Annotated in this window: 17 protein-coding genes; 7 read left to right on the forward strand and 10 right to left on the reverse strand. The window is 69.2% G+C overall.

What is annotated here, in order from left to right:
• The 4 genes from O1Q03_RS34760 to O1Q03_RS34775 form a co-directional block, all read left to right on the forward strand.
• Positions 1-605: thiamine pyrophosphate-dependent enzyme (locus tag O1Q03_RS34760; RefSeq protein WP_269509468.1), on the forward strand; the 605-nt coding region annotated here is incomplete at its 5' end.
• Positions 606-634: 29 nt separating this feature from the next.
• Positions 635-2,086, forward strand: a complete 1,452-nt coding sequence (locus O1Q03_RS34765) for an aldehyde dehydrogenase (RefSeq protein WP_269509470.1) — start codon at positions 635-637, stop codon at positions 2,084-2,086.
• Positions 2,087-2,099: 13 nt separating this feature from the next.
• Positions 2,100-3,044, forward strand: a complete 945-nt coding sequence (locus tag O1Q03_RS34770) for a ketopantoate reductase family protein (protein ID WP_269509472.1) — start codon at positions 2,100-2,102, stop codon at positions 3,042-3,044.
• 268 nt (positions 3,045-3,312) lie between these two features.
• Positions 3,313-4,722 (forward strand): MFS transporter, encoded by a 1,410-nt coding sequence (locus O1Q03_RS34775; protein ID WP_269509474.1) that lies wholly within the window; start codon positions 3,313-3,315, stop codon positions 4,720-4,722.
• A 21-nt stretch (positions 4,723-4,743) separates the two neighbouring features.
• Here O1Q03_RS34775 and kynA read toward each other — a convergent pair whose 3' ends face one another.
• From kynA to kynB, 3 genes are all read right to left on the reverse strand, one after another.
• Positions 4,744-5,661: a tryptophan 2,3-dioxygenase gene (kynA, locus tag O1Q03_RS34780; protein WP_269509536.1), complete on the reverse strand. Its 918-nt coding sequence runs from the start codon at positions 5,659-5,661 to the stop codon at positions 4,744-4,746.
• Between the two features lie 92 nt (positions 5,662-5,753).
• A complete protein-coding gene (gene kynU / locus O1Q03_RS34785; protein ID WP_442865905.1) occupies positions 5,754-7,007 on the reverse strand; it encodes a kynureninase in 1,254 nt (417 codons plus the stop codon).
• 25 nt (positions 7,008-7,032) lie between these two features.
• On the reverse strand, positions 7,033-7,674 hold the full coding sequence (gene kynB, locus O1Q03_RS34790) for an arylformamidase (protein WP_269509476.1): 642 nt from the start codon (positions 7,672-7,674) through the stop codon (positions 7,033-7,035).
• 130 nt (positions 7,675-7,804) lie between these two features.
• On the opposite strand from kynB, the gene O1Q03_RS34795 reads away from it, so the two are divergent.
• The gene (locus tag O1Q03_RS34795; RefSeq protein ID WP_269509478.1) at positions 7,805-8,305 is read left to right on the forward strand and encodes an Lrp/AsnC family transcriptional regulator; all 501 of its coding nucleotides are present in this window, start codon (positions 7,805-7,807) and stop codon (positions 8,303-8,305) included.
• Here O1Q03_RS34795 and O1Q03_RS34800 read toward each other — a convergent pair.
• The 3 genes from O1Q03_RS34800 to O1Q03_RS34810 all read right to left on the reverse strand — a co-directional run bounded on the left by O1Q03_RS34800 (position 8,292) and on the right by O1Q03_RS34810 (position 11,166).
• Positions 8,292-8,801, reverse strand: a complete 510-nt coding sequence (locus O1Q03_RS34800; protein ID WP_269509480.1) for a flavin reductase family protein — start codon at positions 8,799-8,801, stop codon at positions 8,292-8,294. The two genes, O1Q03_RS34795 and O1Q03_RS34800, sit on opposite strands and share 14 nt — an antisense overlap.
• A gap of 287 nt (positions 8,802-9,088) precedes the next feature.
• On the reverse strand, positions 9,089-9,763 hold the full coding sequence (locus tag O1Q03_RS34805; protein ID WP_269509482.1) for a hypothetical protein: 675 nt from the start codon (positions 9,761-9,763) through the stop codon (positions 9,089-9,091).
• Complete coding sequence (locus O1Q03_RS34810) at positions 9,760-11,166, reverse strand: selenium-binding protein SBP56-related protein (protein ID WP_269509484.1); 1,407 nt, start codon at positions 11,164-11,166, stop codon at positions 9,760-9,762. Before O1Q03_RS34810 ends, O1Q03_RS34805 begins: the two co-directional genes overlap by 4 nt.
• Positions 11,167-11,703: 537 nt before the next feature.
• Between O1Q03_RS34810 and msrA the strand changes: the two genes are divergently transcribed.
• Positions 11,704-12,264 carry a peptide-methionine (S)-S-oxide reductase MsrA gene (gene msrA, locus O1Q03_RS34815; protein WP_269509486.1) on the forward strand — a complete coding sequence of 187 codons (561 nt, stop codon included), beginning with the start codon at positions 11,704-11,706 and terminating at the stop codon, positions 12,262-12,264.
• Between the two features lie 108 nt (positions 12,265-12,372).
• Here the strand turns inward: msrA and O1Q03_RS34820 are convergent, their stop codons facing one another.
• The 3 genes from O1Q03_RS34820 to pdxH form a co-directional block, all read right to left on the reverse strand.
• Positions 12,373-13,701, reverse strand: a complete 1,329-nt coding sequence (locus tag O1Q03_RS34820) for a DUF72 domain-containing protein (RefSeq protein ID WP_269509488.1) — start codon at positions 13,699-13,701, stop codon at positions 12,373-12,375.
• 23 nt (positions 13,702-13,724) lie between these two features.
• Positions 13,725-14,945 (reverse strand): SAM-dependent methyltransferase, encoded by a 1,221-nt coding sequence (locus O1Q03_RS34825; protein WP_269509490.1) that lies wholly within the window; start codon positions 14,943-14,945, stop codon positions 13,725-13,727.
• A 130-nt stretch (positions 14,946-15,075) separates the two neighbouring features.
• A complete protein-coding gene (gene pdxH, locus O1Q03_RS34830; RefSeq protein ID WP_269509492.1) occupies positions 15,076-15,720 on the reverse strand; it encodes a pyridoxamine 5'-phosphate oxidase in 645 nt (214 codons plus the stop codon).
• A 128-nt stretch (positions 15,721-15,848) separates the two neighbouring features.
• On the opposite strand from pdxH, the gene tcdA reads away from it, so the two are divergent.
• Positions 15,849-16,706 carry a tRNA cyclic N6-threonylcarbamoyladenosine(37) synthase TcdA gene (gene tcdA, locus O1Q03_RS34835; RefSeq protein WP_269509494.1) on the forward strand — a complete coding sequence of 286 codons (858 nt, stop codon included), beginning with the start codon at positions 15,849-15,851 and terminating at the stop codon, positions 16,704-16,706.
• A 108-nt stretch (positions 16,707-16,814) separates the two neighbouring features.
• Here the strand turns inward: tcdA and trxA are convergent, their stop codons facing one another.
• Complete coding sequence (trxA, locus tag O1Q03_RS34840; RefSeq protein ID WP_269509496.1) at positions 16,815-17,663, reverse strand: thioredoxin; 849 nt, start codon at positions 17,661-17,663, stop codon at positions 16,815-16,817.
• Positions 17,664-17,703: the final 40 nt, after the last annotated feature.

The following is a 17,703-nucleotide window of genomic DNA, read 5'->3' on the forward strand; positions in this document are numbered from 1 at the left end:
CGGCGCCGCCCGAGCGGCCGATGCCGGCGCCGCGTCCGGCGCGCCCGCGCGTCGCGGTGCCGCCCGCCGGCGAACGGATGTCGATGGCGTTCGCGCTGCAGACGCTCGCCGACGTACGCGACGCACACGACATCGTCGTCGAGGAGGCGCCGAGCGCGCGGCCGGTGATGCACGCGCATCTGCCGTTCACGCGCAGCGGCACGTTCTACACGATGGACAGCGGCGGGCTCGGCTACGGGATGCCGGCCGCGGTCGGCGTCGCGCTCGCGCGGCCGGGGCAGCGCGTGATCGCGCTGATCGGCGACGGGTCGAGCCTGTATTCGATCCAGGCGTTGTGGAGCGCCGCGCAGCTGAAGTTGCCGATCACGTTCGTGATCCTGAACAATCGGCGCTACGCGGCGCTGCAGGAATTCGCGCCGGTGTTCGGCTTCGGCCCCGACGATCCGGTGCAGGGCACCGATCTGCCCGACCTGGATTTCGTCGCGCTCGCGCAAGGGATGGGCTGCCACGGCATCCGCGCGGCCGATGCCGCGCGCCTGCACGACACGTTGACCGACGCGCTGCGCGCCACCGCGCCCGTCGTCGTCGAAATCGAAGTTGCGTGACGCGCGGCGCGCGTCGTTTCGGAGATTCCATGCAAACCGTATCGATGTTGATCGGCGGCGCACGCCGCGATTCGTCCAGCGGCGCGACGTTCGTGCGCCGCAACCCGCTCGACGGCGACATTGCGTCGACCGCCCCCGCGTGCACGCTCGACGATGCACGCGCGGCGGCCGACGCAGCGGCTCACGCGTTTCCCGACTGGGCGGCACTCGGCCCGGGCGCGCGCCGCGCACTGCTGCTGAAGGCCGCTGCCGCACTCGAAGGGAAGCACGATCAGTTCGTCGCCGCGATGGCGGCCGAAACCGGCGCGTCGGCGCTGTGGGCCGGCTTCAACGTGCACCTGGCCGCGAGCGGGCTCGTCGAGGCCGCGTCGCTGACCACGCAGATCGGCGGCGAGCTGATTCCGTCCGACGTGCCCGGCTCGCTCGCGATGGGCGTGCGGCAGCCGGCCGGCGTCGTGCTCGGCATCGCGCCGTGGAATGCGCCGGTGATCCTCGCGACGCGCGCGCTCGCGCTGCCGCTCGCGTGCGGCAACACGGTCGTGCTGAAGGGCTCGGAACTGTGTCCGGTCACGCATGGGCTGATCGTCGAGGCGCTGCAGGAGGCCGGGTTGCCGCCCGGCGTCGTCAACTTCGTGACGAACGCGCCCGACGATGCGGGCGCCGTCGTCGATGCACTGATCGCGCATCCGGCCGTGCGCCGCGTGAACTTCACCGGATCGACGCGCGTCGGGCGGATCGTCGCCGAAGCATGCGCGCGCCATCTGAAACCGGCGGTACTCGAACTCGGCGGCAAGGCGCCGTTCGTCGTGCTCGACGATGCCGATCTCGACGCGGCGGTGGCAGCGGCCGCATTCGGCGCGTTCGCGAATTCCGGGCAGATCTGCATGTCGACCGAACGGATCGTCGTCGACGCGTCGATCGCCGATGCGTTCGTCGCGAAGCTCGCCGACAAGGCGGCGTCGCTGCCGGTCGGCGACCCGCGCCGCGGGCCCGTGGTGCTCGGTTCGCTGATCGACATGAAGGCCGTCGAGCGCTGCAATGCGCTGATCGACGACGCGCTCGCGCACGGTGCGACGCTCGTGTGCGGCGGCAAGTCGGACAGCACGCTGTTCCCGGCGACGCTGCTCGACCACGTGACGCCGGCGATGCGCATCTACGCGGAAGAATCGTTCGGCCCGGTGAAGGGCATCGTGCGCGTCGACGGCGAGGAGGCCGCAATCCGCTGCGCGAACGACAACGCATTCGGGCTGGCGTCGGCGGTGTTCAGCCGCGACGTCGCGCGCGCGCTGCGCGTTGCGGCACGCATCGAATCGGGCATTTGCCACGTGAACGGTCCGACCGTGCACGACGAGGCGCAGATGCCGTTCGGCGGCGTGAAGGACAGCGGCTTCGGCCATTTCGGCGGCACGGCCGGCATCGCCGCGTTCACGGACCTGCGCTGGATCACCGTGCAGACCGCGCCGCGTCACTATCCGTTCTGAGAGGCTTGCGACCATGAGGATTGCGATTCTTGGCGCGGGCGCAATGGGCTCGCTGTTCGGCGGCTTGCTGGCCGAGCGCGGCGCGGCCGTCACGTTGATCGACGTGAACGAAGCGCATCTCGACGCGATTCGTCGCGACGGTCTGCGCATCGACGACGATCGCGGCGAACGGCGCATTCGCACGCTGCAGGCCGTGCGGCCGGAAGCCGCGAATGCGGACGCGGCCGCCGCGCCCGACACACCGTTCGACCTGGTGATCGTTTTCACGAAATCGCTGCATACGCGCGCGGCGCTCGACGGCGTGCGCGCAGTGCTGAGCCCGCATACGTTCGTGCTGACGCTGCAGAACGGGCTCGGCAACGTCGAGACGCTGAACGCGTTCGTGCCGCTCGAACGCATTTTGGTCGGCGTGACGACGTGGCCGGCCGACGTCGCCGGGCCCGGGCATGTGCGCTCGCACGGCACCGGCACGATCCGCATGATGACGGCCGATGGCGCGGCGCGCCCGTTCGCGGCGACGGTGGCCGCCGCATTGTCGGGTGCCGGGCTCGCGTGTTCGCTCGATGCGGACGTGTGGGCCGCGATCTGGGAGAAGGTCGCGTTCAACGCGGCGCTCAACACGCTGTGCGCGGCGACGGGCTGCACCGTCGACCAGCTCGGCAATCATCACGACGGGCCGCGGCTCGCGCTCGCGATCGCTGCCGAGGCCGCGGCCGTCGCGCGCGCGAAGGGCATTGCGGTCGACGGCGAACGCATCGCGCGCAACGTCGAGCATGCGATCCGCGACCATCGCGGCCACCGGCCGTCGATGCTGCAGGACGTGCTCGCGGGCCGTCGCACGGAGATCGACGCGATCAGCGGCAGGGTCGTCGCGGCCGCGCGCGAGACGGGCGTCGCGGTCCCGCATACCGACGCGCTGCTCGCGCTGGTCAGGCTGATCGACGCGCGGCTCGACTGAGCAGCGGGCCGCTCGCAGGTTCGCGGCGTGCGGCAACACGCATGCGCCGCGCGCGGGAGGACCGTGCTCGACCGACACGGACTGGACAGGAAAGCTGAAAGCTGAACGAGGCCGGCGCATCGACGCCGACCGCGCAGCACGAGATTCGGGCACGCGCGTGCGCGCCAGCCCGGGCAACTGGAGACGCCATGAAACGCATCGAATGCCGTTGTCTTGCCGCGCGCCGTTCGCGCACATCGCCGCCGCCGCGCGGCGCACGGGAGGTCGCATGAGCACGCGCGACGGATTGCCGCCACCATCGGTCGACATCGGCGCGACCCTCGACGACGGGCCGTTTACGACGATGCAGCGCTACGTGGTGCTGCTCGCCGCGCTCGCGATCGTGCTCGACGGCTTCGACGGCCAGCTGATCGGCTTCGCGATTCCGGTGCTGATCCGCGAATGGGGCATCACGCGCGGCGCATTCGCGCCCGCGGTGGCGGCCGGACTGATCGGCATGGGCATCGGCAGCGCGTGCGCGGGGCTCGTCGCGGACCGCTTCGGCCGCCGCCAGGCCGTGATCGGCAGCGTGTTCCTGTTCGGCGTCGCGACCTGCGCGATCGGCTTCGCGCCGAACGTCGCCGCGATCGCGATACTGCGCTTCTGCGCGGGGCTCGGAATTGGCGGCGCGCTGCCGACGGCCACGACGATGACGGCCGAATACACACCCGCGCGGCGCCGCACGATGATGGTCACGGCGACGATCGTGTGCGTGCCGCTCGGCGGGATGCTGGCCGGGTTGTTCGCGCACGAGGTGCTGCCGCGCTACGGCTGGCGCGGGCTGTTCTTCGCGGGCGGCGCGCTGCCGCTCGTGCTCGGCTTCGTGCTCGTGCGCGCGCTGCCGGAATCGCCGCGCTATCTGGCACGCCGCCCCGCGCGCTGGCCGGAACTCGGCGCGCTGCTCGCGCGCATGCAGCGGCCGGTCGCGCCCGGCACCGTGTTCACCGATCTGCGCGATGCGCGTGCGCCCGGTGCGCGGGGCGGCTTCGGCGCGCTGTTCGCCGGCGGCCAGGCGCGCGACACGATCGCGCTGTGGTGTGCGTTCTTCATGTGTCTGCTGGCGGTGTACGCGGCATTCAGCTGGTTGCCGACGATGCTGGCCGCAAGCGGGCTCAGCGTATCGGTCGCGGGCGCGGGGCTCACCGCGTACAACCTCGGCGGCGTGATCGGCGCGCTGCTGTGCGCATGGGCGATCGCGCATGCCGGTTCGCGCTGGCCGCTCGCGCTGTGCAGCATCGGCGGCGCGGTGAGCGCGGCCTGGCTGATGGGCGTCGATGCGGGGCGTCACACCGGCTGGCTGATCGTCGGGCTCGGCCTGCATGGACTGTTCGTCAACGCGGTGCAGTCGACGATGTATGCGCTTTGCGCGTACATCTATCCGACGGCGGTGCGCGCGACCGGCACCGCGAGCGCGCTCGCGTTCGGCCGGCTCGGCGCGATCCTCAGCGCGTTCGCCGGTGCGATCGTGATCACCACGGGCGGTGCGAATGCGTACCTGACGATGCTGGCCGCCGCGATGGGCGTGGTGTGCGTCGCGCTGCTCGCGGTGCGGCGGCACATTCCGCGGCTGTCGCGTGCGGCTGCGCAGCCGTGCGAAGGCGAAGGCGAAGGCGAAGAACTCGCCCGCCCGTCGTCGTGACGTGCGGGCGCATGGCGTGCGTTACAGCGTGGTCCGCACGTGCCACAGCTCGGGGAACAGCACGACGTCGAGCATCTTGCGCAGATACGGCGCGCCGCTCGTGCCGCCCGTGCCTTGCTTGAAGCCGATGATGCGCTCGACGGTCGTCACGTGACGGAAGCGCCACTGGCGGAACGCATCCTCGAGATCGACGAGTTCCTCGGCCATCTCGTACAGCTCCCAGTGCTGCTGCGGATGACGATAGACCTCGAGCCACGCGGCTTCGACCGTCTCGTCGTGACGCATCGGCTGCGTCCAGTCGCGCTCGAGCCGCTCGGGCGCGATCGCGAAGCCGCGTCGCGCGAGCAGGCGCACGACTTCGTCGTAGAACGACGGCGCCTCGAGCGTCGCACGCACCTGTTCGAGGATGTCGGGCCGGTGCGCGTGCGGCTGCAGCATCTGCGCGTTCTTGTTGCCGAGCAGGAATTCGAGCTGCCGGTACTGGTACGACTGGAAGCCCGACGACTGGCCGAGATACGGCCGCATCGCCGAGTATTCCGACGGCGTCATCGTCGACAGCACGTTCCACGCCTGCACGAGCTGCTCGAGAATGCGCGACACGCGCGCGAGCATCTTGAACGCGGGCGGCAGCGCATCGTCGCGCACGGCATGGAGCGCGCCGCGCAGTTCGAACAGCGCGAGCTTCATCCACAGCTCGCTCGTCTGATGCTGGATGATGAACAGCATCTCGTTGTGATCGGGCGACAGCGGATGCTGCGCATCGAGGATCGAATTCAGCGACAGGTAGTCGCCGTAGCTCATCGACTTCGAAAAATCGAGCTGCGCGTCGTGCCAGCCGGCTTGCGCGGTGGCATCGCCCGGCACGTGCGGCGCTTCGTGGGTGGCGCGTGCGCCCGAGAACGGGCAGCCGGCCCGCGCATCGTCGCCGGGTGGCTGCATATGACCAGAATTCACGACTTTCTCCAGAATTGAATGACGGGGGCGCGGCGCGCAGTCCGCATGTAATTGCGGCGCGCGCCGGGCGACGCCGATCAGGTCACCGCGCCGCGTTCGGCGAATTCGGGTGCCTTCCACGCGTCGGTGGCGAGGATGTCGCGCAGCGTCTCGACCGCATCCCACACGTCGGCGAAGCGCGTGTAGAGCGGCGTGAAGCCGAAGCGCAGCACGTACGGCTCGCGGTAGTCGCCGATCACGCCGCGCGCGATCAGCGCCTGCATCACCTCGTAGCCGTGCGGATGCTCGAAGCTCGCCTGCGAGCCGCGCTGGTGATGTGCGCGCGGCGTGACGAGTTTCAGCGACAGGCCCGCGCAGCGCGCTTCGACGAGCGCGATGAACGCGTCGGTCAGCGCGAGCGACTTGCGGCGGATCGTATGCATGTCGGTCTGCAGGAACACGTCGAGCCCGCATTCGACCATCGACATCGACACGATCGGCTGCGTGCCGCACAGGAAGCGCGCGATGCCCGGGTCGGGCGCGAAGCCCGGCTGCATCGCGAACGGCGCGCGGTGGCCCCACCAGCCCGACAGCGGCTGCGAGAAATGCGCGAGATGGCGCTGCGGTACCCACACGAACGCGGGCGAGCCGGGGCCGCCGTTCAGGTACTTGTACGTGCAGCCGACCGCGCCGTCCGCGCGTGCGCCGTTCAGGTCGACCGGCACCGCGCCGGCCGAGTGCGCGAGATCCCACAGCATCAGCGCGCCCGCGTCGTGCACCAGTTGCGTGACGGCCGGCATGTCGTGCATGTAGCCGGTGCGGTAGTTCACGTGCGTGATCATCGCGATGGCCGTGTCCGCGCCGAGTGCGTCGGGCAGGTCCGACGGATCGTCGATCAGGCGCAGTTCGTAGTCGCCGCCGAGTTGCTCGATCAGCCCCTGTGCGATGTACAGGTCGGTCGGGAAGTTCGAGCGTTCCGACACGATCACGCGGCGCTCGGGCGCGCGCTCGGCCTGATGGCGCAGCATCGCGGACAGCAGCTTGAACAGGTTGATCGAGATGGTGTCGGTCACGACCGTTTCGCCGGGCGCGCCGCCGATCAGCGTCGCGAGCTTGTCGCCGAGGCGGCGCGGCAGCGCGAACCAGCCGGCGGTGTTCCAGCTGCGGATCAGGCCTTCGCCCCATTCGGCGCCGATCACCTGCTGCGCACGGGCGGCCGACGCGCGCGGCTGCGCGCCGAGCGAGTTGCCGTCGAGGTAGATCACGCCGTCGGGCAGCGCGAACTGGTCGCGCAGTGCGGCGAGCGGGTCGTCGCGGTCGAGGGCGAGCGCGTCTTCACGGGTCTTGATCATGATGTCGGGTCAGTGGTTCGGGTAATCAGGAGGAGCGGCCGGGCAGCGTACGCAGCACCGCGCGCACCGGGCTTGCGTCGAGCGTCGCGAACTTCAGCGGCAGCGCGATCAGTTCGTAGTCGCCGGCCGGCACGTCGTCGAGCACGATCCCTTCGAGGATTGCCATCCGGTGCGCGCGCACGCGGTGATGCGCGTCCATGGTCTTCGATTCCTGCGGGTCGAGCGATGGCGTGTCGATGCCGATCAGCTTCACGCCGTGCGCAGCGAGCAGGTCGACGGTCGCGGGCGCGACCGCGCAGAAATCGCTGTCCCATTGCTCGACGCTGGCGCGCTTGTACGTGCGCAGCAGCACGCGCGGCGGCACGCCGTCGAGCGCGGCCGCGATATCGGCCGGCTGCACGACCAGCGATGCGCCGATGCAGTGGATCACGCGGCACGGGCCGAGATAGGTGTCGAGCGGCACCGCGCCGATCGGCGCGCCGTCGGCGTCGTAGTGCAGCGGCGCGTCGCAGTGCGCGCCGGTATGCGGCGACAGCGTCAGGCGGGCGACGTTGACCGGCGAGCCGGCCTCCATGCGCCACACGCGTTCGACGGCGACCGGCGTGTCGCCCGGCCACACGGGGGTGGCGGGGCTGATCGGCGGCGAGATGTCCCAGAGAGTGTCCATGGCTTGACGAAGCGGTGAATCGATCCTTCGAATGATAGGTGGACGCTCGCAGAAAGTGCTTGCGAAATAAACATGGACAATCCGCCGGATTGGCAGATAATTCGACTCAGAGGGAAAACGGGGACCAAAAATGCACGCGATCACGCTCGATGCGACCGACTGCCGGATTCTGGCGGTCCTGCAGGAAGAGGGCAGAATCAGCAATCTCGATCTGGCGGAGCGGATCTCGCTGTCGCCGTCGGCCTGTTTGCGCCGGATGCGCCTGCTGGAGGACCAGGGCGTGATCGAGCACTACCGCGCATGCCTGAGCCGGGAGAAGCTCGGCTTCGAGCTCGAGGCGTTCGTTCAGGTATCGATGCGCAACGAGGAAAACCAGTGGCACGAGCGCTTCGCGGAAGCGCTGCGCGAGTGGCCGGAGGTGGTCGGCGCGTTCGTCGTGACGGGCGAGAGCCACTATCTGCTGCGCGTGCTCGCGCACAACCTCAAGCACTATTCGGATTTCGTGCTGAACCGGCTCTACAAGGCGCCGGGCGTGATGGACATCCGCTCGAACATCGTGCTGCAGACATTGAAGGACGAGGCGGGCGCGCCGGTCGGGCTGGCGCGCACCGGGGCGATCAAAGCGATGTGAGCCCGTGGAAGGCGCCGCCGTGGAACACGAGCGGCGGCGCGTCGTCGGTTTCGGCCCGCACGCCGCAGCGCTCCACTTCGCCGACGAAGATCACGTGGTCGCCTTCGTCGTAGCGGCTGCGGTTGTGGCATTCGAACCACGCGAGCGCGCCGTCGAGCACCGGCATGCCCGAGTTGCCGGCCATGTGCGCGATCCCTTCGAAACGATCGCCCTTGTAGGTCGAGAACCGCTTGCACAGCTCCAGTTGCGACGCCGCGAGCACGTTCACCACGTAATGGCTGTTGCTGCGGAACACCGGCGTCGACGCCGATTTGTGCGCGAGGCTCCACAGCACGAGCGGCGGGTCGAGCGACACCGAGTTGAACGAGCTCGCGGTGATGCCGATCAGTTGCCCGGACGGCGCACGCGTCGTGATGACCGTGACGCCGGTCGCGAACTGGCCGAGCGCCTGGCGAAATGCGGCCGAGTCGAAATCCGGTGGCGTGGGATGGTTCATCGGGCGGCCATCCGGGACGAAACGGGCGGGCGCGGCGCACGGCGAATCCGGCGGGCGCGGCGGACGAAAGGCGGCAAGGCCGCGGCGGTCGATTGGGATGTGGTGCGCATGCCCGGATTTTAGCGGAATCGGCGCGGCCGGGCCCGTGCGGGCGGCGCATCGCGGCGCGAGCGTGAGGTAGCGAACACGGCCGCGCGGCGCCGAAATGGCGCGCCAACGCCGATTCCGCCGCGTTTCATTGCGCGCGGCCGCAGGCAGCGCGGTCGCGGAGGCACCGTGCCGCGTGGCTACCGTGCCGCTGCCAGCCCGAGCGACAGCGCGCCCGTCACGATCAGGCTCGATGCCCACACGGCATCGAGGTTGAACCAGCTCCGCGCGACGAATTTCAGCCCGAGATAGCGATAGACGAGCCACGCGAGCACGCCGCCCGTCGCGATCATCGCGGCCGCATGCACGGCCGCGACGACGAGCGCCATGCCGAGATGCGCGTCGACGAGCGTCGCGGCCGCGCGATGGCCGGCGTCCCGGGCGTCCCCGTCGAGTCCGCAGAGGCCGAGATAGATCGGCACGAGCATCAGCCCGGCGCCGTGCGCGATCGCGACCGCGAACGACCACAGCCCGAGCCGCGCCGGTGCGATCCGCGCGAGCGCACGCGGATGGCGGCGCCGGATCAGCAGCAGCGCGCCGAAGCCGATCACGAGCGCGCTCGCGCCGATCCGGATCGCCGACTGCCACGCGAGCAGCGCGGCGAGCAGCCCGAACGGCAGCATCACCATGAACACCGCGAGCGCGTGGCCGAGCGCCAGATAGCCGAGCGCCGCAACGAGTGCGCCGCCGCGGCGCGTCATCAGCGCGTTCGACACGGCCAGCGGCCAGCCCATCGCCGGATTCAGCCCGTGATAGACGCCGCTTGCGAGTACCGCCGCCCACAGCGCGAGCGGCGCGGAGAGCGCCGCGTTCAACGCTTGACCGACGGATAGCAGAACGAGTCGGTCGAGCAGTCGCCGCCTTCGAGCCGGATCTGGTGCGCGCGATAGCCGTCGGGGAAGTCGACCCAGTAGTCGTCGGCGAGCGTGAGCCCGCCGTCCGGCCCCGCATGCGCGAGCACCTGCGCGGCCGGCACGCCGTCCGGGTAGAACTGGTCGTCCCACGTCGAGTACAGCGAGTTGGTCCAGTACACGCGCCGGCCGTCACGGCTGATTTCGACCATCTGCGGGCCGCCCGCGAACGCGCGGCCGTTCGAGTGCGGTGCCCGGCGCACGATCCCGCCGATCCGTACCGAGCCCGCGAGCACCGGCCGATGCGGATCCGACACGTCGTACTGGCGCATCTCGCCGGTGCCCCAGCACGATACGTACAGGAAGCGATCGTCGAGCGACAGGTCGATGTCGGTCACGAGCGGCGGCACCGCGCCGAAGCCTTTGAGCAGCGGCGGCAGCTCGTCGGCCGCGGCCGGCTCGGGCGGAATCGTCGCGGTTTTCTTCACATGGAACTGGCCGTCTTCGCGCCACCAGGTCCAGATCGACCCTTCGAGATTGGTCGTGTCGACCACGACGCCGACGAACCCGTACTCGCGCACCGGATCGTGCGCGGGCCGCACTTCCAGCGCCATCTGGTGGTGCGCGCCGAGATCGATCGTCTGCACGTTGCGCCGCGCGCGCAGGTCCCAGAAATGCAGGCGGTGCCCGTACTTGTTCGCGAGCAGATCCTCGGGGACGATCCCGTTCTCGAATTGCGGCGGCAGCGCCCATTCGCTCGACACCATGTAGTCGCGCGGCAGGTTCCACCAGAAGTCGTAATGCTTGTCCTGCGGGCCGCGGTCGATCTCCCAGCGGCCGAGCACGTCGAAGGTCTCGCAATCCATGATGAAGATGCCGGGCGCGCCATCGGTGCCGTCCTTGCCCGCGCCGCCGAGCGTGCTCACGTAGATGCCCTCGGGGCCGCAATGCACGGTGTGCGGCCGCGAATAGCCCGTCTTCGCGAAGATCTCGTCGGGCTCGATGATCTTGTGGATGCGCGCCTGCGTCGGATGCGGCTTCGTGTCGATCACGTAGATGCGCGACGAGCGCAGCCCCGGGATGATCAGGAAGCGTCGCTCGAGAAACGCGTGGCCGGTGAGCGGCGACAGCGACGACGAACACGCATTCCAGCCGAAGTGGTGAAACTCGTCGCCGGTGTTCGGCATCGTCACCGTGTGGACGATTTTTCCGTAGGTCGCGGAGCCCGGCTTCACGTCGATCACGGCGAGCGCGTCGGGGCTGGAAAAATCGGGGCTCAGCAACAACGTATAGGCAAACTCTTCCGCCGGCGCCTGCATCGCAAGTTCCGGCGAAGCGTGAAAGGTCGGGTCGGGCCGCATGCTCATCGGGGTGCCTCTGTCGGTTGGGTCGGGTCGTTGGCGCACGGCCGTTCGCTGCGGTGCGCGGGGGTGTAGGCGTTGCGCGGCGCGCGCGTCGGCGCGACGCGCGTTGACGTGCATCAGGTCGGGAAAGCGGGTGGGCGCGAGGGCCCGGATCGCTGCGCATGGCAGCGCGAGGATGCAGGTGAAGCGGCGGCGCGCGGTGCGCCGACGGACGGGCTCGCGATGCGGGCGATCTCTGCTAAGGCGTGCATATCGATGTTCCGGCGGATGATGGGTACATCAGGAGCGGGCAGGCATCGGACGCTGCGTGCAGCCGGACGGTGTGCCGTCAAGGCGACGCGTGACTGAGTGTAGAAGTGTAGACGAGAAACGCGCGGCCGGTCGTGCGTGGCGAGCATGCGGTTCTGCCGGATTCGCACGCGAGTGCGATACTTGAACGCGTGCCGCTTCGCCCCGTGCCAACGGGCGGCGGCGAGACGAACAGGCGGCGGCGCGCACGCGCGCGCGTGCCGCCGCTGTCATCAACGAGGGACTGACTTCATGGGGAACGACATGCTTGAAACCGCAACTGTGGGCGGCGGGTGTTTCTGGTGCACGGAGGCCGTGTTTCTCGACGTCGACGGCGTGACGGCCGTCCAGTCGGGCTATGCGGGCGGCCATACGCGCAACCCCGGCTATCGCGACGTGTGCGAAGGCGACACCGGCCACGCGGAGGTCGTGAACGTGACGTTCGATCCGGCCCGCATCGGCTATCGCGAGATCCTCGAGATCTTCTTCGCGACGCACGATCCGACCCAGCTGAACCGGCAGGGCAACGACGTCGGCACGCAGTACCGTTCGGTCGTGTTCACGCATTCGGATGCGCAGCGCGACATCGCGCTCGACGTGATCCGCGAGCTGGAGCGCGAACAGGTGTTCGGGCAGCCGATCGTCACGCAGGTCGTGCCGCTCGACGACAACTACTGGCCGGCCGAGGACTATCACCAGAACTATTACGCGCGCAATCCGGGGCAGGGCTACTGCTCGGTCGTGATCGGGCCGAAGCTCGCGAAATTCCGCCAGAAATTCTCGCACCGGCTGAAGTCGCTGCGCGGCGCATGAGCGGCCGGTGAGCGGCGGCTAAGCGGGCACGAAGCGGCCGACGAAGCGGCCGACGAAGCGGCCAATAAGCAGCCACTGAGCGGCGACCAAGCGCCCACGAAGCGCCCCCTAAGCGGCGCCTGATACCACCGCCGCCTCGTTGCGCCAGTGCGCGCACGCGGCGGCGATCTCGCGCGCGAGCGCGACGCACGACAGCGGCGCGGAGCCCTCCGCCTTGTTGTTGATCGTGATGATCACCGGCTGTCCGGCCAGCGCGTAGCGCGCGGCCAGTTCGGCGAGCGCCGAGCGCGTGGCCGGATCCTCGTCGACGAGCTTGTCGAACGGCTCGTACTTCGCTTTCGCCTGCTCGTACTTGAATCCGCCGTGCAGGCTCCAGCGCACGATCAGCGGCCCCGGCGCATCGCCGTCGAGCAGCGCGAGCGCGGCCGCCTGGCGCAGCGGGTCGGGCATCCGTGCGTGCAGGCCGACGCAGTAGCGCACGCCGAGCGTCGCGAGCGCACGGATGAAGCGCGGCGTCAGCAGGCTCGCGTCGCGAATCTCGATCGCGTAGCGCGTGCCGTCGGCGCCCGCTGCGAGCGGCGGCAGCGCCGCAAAGAACGCCGACAGCCGGTCGATCAGCGCGGCCGGGTCGGCGAGCAGCTGATCGGGCATCGGCGAGAACTGGAACACGAGCACGCCGGCCTTGTTGCCGAGCCCATCGACGCACGGCTGCACGAATTCCGTCGTCGCGAGCTGCGCGTCGAGAAAGGTCGGGTTCGGCCCCGACGGCTCGCCGCGACGTCCGCGCACCACCGCATCGGTCACCGATGCCGGCGCTTTCACGACGAAGCGGAAATCGTCCGGCACCTGTTGCGCGTAGCGCAGGTAGTCGGCCACCGACAGCGGACCGTAGAACGACCGGTCCAGGCTCACGCTTCTCAGCAGCGGATGCGCGCCGTACGCCGCGAGCCCTTCGCGCGACAGCTTCGTCTGCGCGAAGTCGCCGTCGTAGACGATGCCGTTCCAGCCGGGGAAGAACCACGACGACGTGCCGAGCCGCACGTTCGGCGGCAGCGCGGCCGCCGCGTCGGCAACCTCCGCGGAGATCGGCGCGGGCGGCACGCCGCGCGGGCGCCGGCCTTTCTTCGGCGGCGCGGCGGGCAGGGATGGTTCGTCCCACAGCATGCCGGAGGCGGGCGCGGGTGCTTCGTCCGGGGCGGACGGGCGCTGCGCTGCGCGGCGGATGCGGGCAGGCGGCTGCGCGTCGTCGCCTTCGTCGGCCGTCACGTGTTCGCTGCGGCCTGCAGCGTCGGCGCCGGGCGCAGCCGCGCGTGCGTCGTCGGGCGGCCCGCCGAATAGGCCGAACAGGTCGAACTGCCCTTCGGCGTGCGACCCGTCAGTGTCGTCGCGCTGCTGTCGTTGCGCCGGCGTGTTGCGCCGCGTGCTGCCGTCACCCATGCATGCCCAGCGTCGAATGCCGCCTAGCGCGGCAGCGGGTTTTCGTACATATAGCGCCGCGACCACGGCAGCGTTTTCGCGCTGCGGCCGGCCTTGCGGCACACGATCTGGAAGATCGACACGTCGTCGTGCTCGAACGCATACGCGCAGCCGGCAAGATACACGCGCCAGATGCGGAATTTTTCGTCGTCGACGAGTGCGCGCGCCCGGTCCGCCTTCGCCTCGAAGTTCTCGGTCCAGATCTCGAGCGTGCGCGCATAGTGTCGCCGCAGGCTTTCGATGTCAATCGCCTCGAGCCCGCCGCGCTGCGCCGCTTCGAGCGCGAGGCTGATGTGCGGCAGCTCGCCGTCCGGGAACACGTAGCGATCGATGAACTCGCCGCCGCCGAGCGCCGTCTCGCCGCTTTCCGCGTCGGTCGACGTGATCCCGTGATTCATCGCGATGCCGTCGTCGGTCAGCAGGTCGTGCACGCGCGAGAAATAGAGCGGCAGGTTCTTGCGGCCGACGTGCTCGAACATCCCGACGCTCGTGATCCGGTCGAACTGGCCCTCGATCTCGCGATAGTCCTGCAGCCGGATCTCGATCTTGTCCTCGAGCCCCGCGGCCTTCACGCGGGCGGTCGCCAGATCGAACTGGTTCTGCGACAGCGTCACGCCGAGGCACGTCGCGCCGAACTTCTGCGCGGCGCGCAGCACGAGCGCGCCCCAGCCACAGCCGATGTCGAGCAGGCGCTGGCCGGGCTCGAGCCGGATCTTGGTCAGGATGTGGTCGATCTTCTTGATCTGCGCGGTCGCGAGATCTTCGTCGCCGTTCTCGAAGTACGCACACGAGTACACCATGTTCTCGTCGAGCCACAGCTGGTAGAACTCGTTCGACACGTCGTAGTGATACTGGATCGCCTTCTTGTCGGTGCTCTTCGTGTGATTGAAGTAGCGCCGCACGCGCGCGAGCTTGTTCGCGTTGGTGACCGTGTTGCGCGCGAGCGAATAGCTGATGTTGATGATGTCCGACAGCCTGCCTTCGATGTCGATCTTGCCCTTCACGTATGCCTCGCCGAGGTTGTCGAGGCTGGGTTCGAGCAACAGCGGCAACGCCGACGCGCTGTTGACCTTCAGCGTGACCTGCGGCGCGCTGAAGGTGCCGAAATCGAGTTGTTCGCCGTTCCATAGCACGAGGCGCGCAGGGATGTTCGCCTTTGCCCGTACTTCGTCCGCCCACTGTGCCAGCTTCTTTTCCCAGAACATTTGGATTCTCCGTTTGTTCGTTGGATCGAATACAGCCAAGTATCTTGACCGGCGCCCGCCTTGCTGCGCGGGCGCCCGGATGCAACACGAGACACGGCCGGCACGCGCCGGCGCCGCCGCCGCCGCCGGCTTACGGCGACAGTCGCGAGATCGTCCAGCCCGACGCGGCGGTGGCGTCGCGCGTATAGAGCAGGCGATCGTGCAGCCGCGACGGGCGCCCCTGCCAGAACTCGATCGCGTCGGGCACGACGCGATAGCCGCCCCAGTGCGGCGGGCGCGGCGGGTTCTCGCCGTAGCGCTCGGCCACCTCTTTCTCGCGCGCTTCGAGCGTCGCGCGGCTGTCGATCACCGCGCTCTGCTCGGAAGCCCACGCACCGATGCGCGAGCCGAGCGGGCGCGACGCGAAATAGCGGTCGCTTTCCTCGGCGCTGGTTTTCTCGATGCGGCCCTCGATGCGCACCTGTCGCTCGAGCTCGATCCAGTAGAACAGCAGCGCCGCTTGCGGATGGGCGGCGAGGTCGCGGCCCTTGCGGCTTTCGTAATTGGTAAAGAAGACGAACCCGCGTTCGTCGACACCCTTGATGAGCACAATTCGGGCCGACGGCCGGCCGTCGTCGCCGACGGTGGCGAGCGTCATCGTGTTGGGCTCGGGAAGTTTGGCGGCGAGCGCCTCCTTGAACCAGCGATCGAACTGGGCGAAGGGGTCGGGGGCGGCATCGGCTTCGTCGAGCGAAGCACGCGAATAGTTGATGCGAAGATCGGCGAGAGTCGTCATGTTATGCAAACGCTTCAATCTGGGGCCAGTATAGCGAACGCTGGAGAATCGTGCGTGCACAGTGGCGCGTACGGGCGGGGATCTCAGGCAGAATAGAGGGCTGCTCGACTTACGTTTTCCTTGCTGATATGTCCGCTGCCGACGCTGCCCCGCCCAGTTCCTCTGATCTTACCCCGACCCCGACAATCCAGCTTGACGTGGATCGCGAGCGCCGTTTCGGCGGCATCGCGCGACTGTACGGCGCGCCCGCGCTCGCCGCGTTCGAGCGCGCACGCGTCGCCGTGATCGGGATCGGCGGCGTCGGTTCGTGGACGGCCGAAGCGCTCGCCCGCAGCGCGATCGGCACGCTGACGCTGATCGATCTCGACAACGTCGCCGAAAGCAACACGAACCGGCAGATCCACGCGCTCGACGGCAACTACGGCAAGCCGAAGGTCGACGCGATGGCCGAGCGGATCGCGCTGATCGATCCCGCCTGCCGCGTGAACCGGATTGAGGATTTCGCGGAACCCGACAATTTCGATGCGCTGCTGGGCGGTGGTTTCGACTACGTGATCGACGCGATCGACAGCGTGCGCACGAAGGTCGCGCTGATCGCATGGTGCGTCGCGAAAGGGCAGCCGCTCGTCACGGTCGGCGGCGCGGGCGGCCAGCTCGACCCGACGCGCATCCGCATCGACGATCTGGCGCTGACGATCCAGGATCCGCTGCTGTCGAAGGTGCGCGCGCAGTTGCGCAAGCAGCACGGCTTTCCGCGCGGGCCGAAGGCGCGCTTCAAGGTGAGCGCCGTGTATTCCGACGAGCCGCTGATCTATCCGGAAGCCGCGGCGTGCGACATCGAGGACGGCGCGGAGCCATCCACGGCCGCGCATGTCGCGGGGCTCAACTGTGCGGGGTTCGGTTCGAGCGTGTGCGTGACCGCGAGCTTCGGCTTCGCGGCCGCCGCGCATGCGCTGCGCGCGATCGCGGCGCGGGCCGCGGGCTGAGCGGCCGCGCGTCGAATCTTTCGACGCGCAGGAATGCTGCGGCGCGTCACGCGCGCCGCGTGCGATGTGGCGAGTCAGCCGGGCCGTTGCAGCCCGGCCGGCCGTGCGTCAGTTGAGCGCCATGCTCAGCTTGCGCCGCCATGCAGCGACGAGTTCGGGGCGATCGCCCGCCAGTTCGAACACCGAAATCATCGTGCGGCGGCCGAGATCGTCGCCGTACGCGCGGTCGCGCATCACGATTTCCAGCAATTGCTCGAGTGCGCCTTCGTAGTCCCGCCGTGCGATCAGGCTCTGCGCGAGGTCGAAGCGCGCTTCGAGATCGGCGGGGTTCGCGTCGATGCGGGCTTCGAGCGCGTCGGTCGGCGGCAGGTCGGCCGTCGCGTCGAGCGCGTCGAAACGGGTCTTGATCGCCTGGTAGCGCGGATCGCCGCCCTGCACGGTCTGCGGCGACAGGCGCTCGGCCTCGGCCCGCGCGAGGTCCACCTGGTTGTTCGCGAGCAGCAGCTCGATCAGGTCGAGCCGTGCTTCGTCGAAGCCCGGGTTCAGCGCGAGCGCCGCTTCGAGGTGTGTGACCGCATCGTCGTAGCGCGACTCGGCGATCGCGTATTGTGCGGCGCGGCGTTCGGCTTCGTCGGGCGCGGGCAGCAGCCGGTCGAGGAACGCACGCAACTGGCCTTCCGGCAGCACGCCGACGAACTGATCGACCGGGCGCCCGTCGGCGAACGCGATCACGTGCGGGATGCTGCGCGTCTGGAAGTGCGCGGCGAGCTCCTGGTTTTCGTCGACGTTCACCTTCACGAGCTTCCAGCGGCCTTCGTAGTCGGCTTCGAGCTTCTCGAGCAGCGGGCCGAGCGTCTTGCAGGGGCCGCACCACGGCGCCCAGAAGTCGACCAGCACGGGCGTATCCAGCGACGCCTCGATGACGTCTTTCTCGAAAGTGGCAAGCGTGGTGTCCATGTCGTTCTCTTCCGTTCGAATGTCGTCAGGATGGGGGCAG

It is taken from the genome of Burkholderia sp. IMCC1007 (genome assembly GCF_027257875.1).
Lineage (GTDB): Bacteria > Pseudomonadota > Gammaproteobacteria > Burkholderiales > Burkholderiaceae > Burkholderia.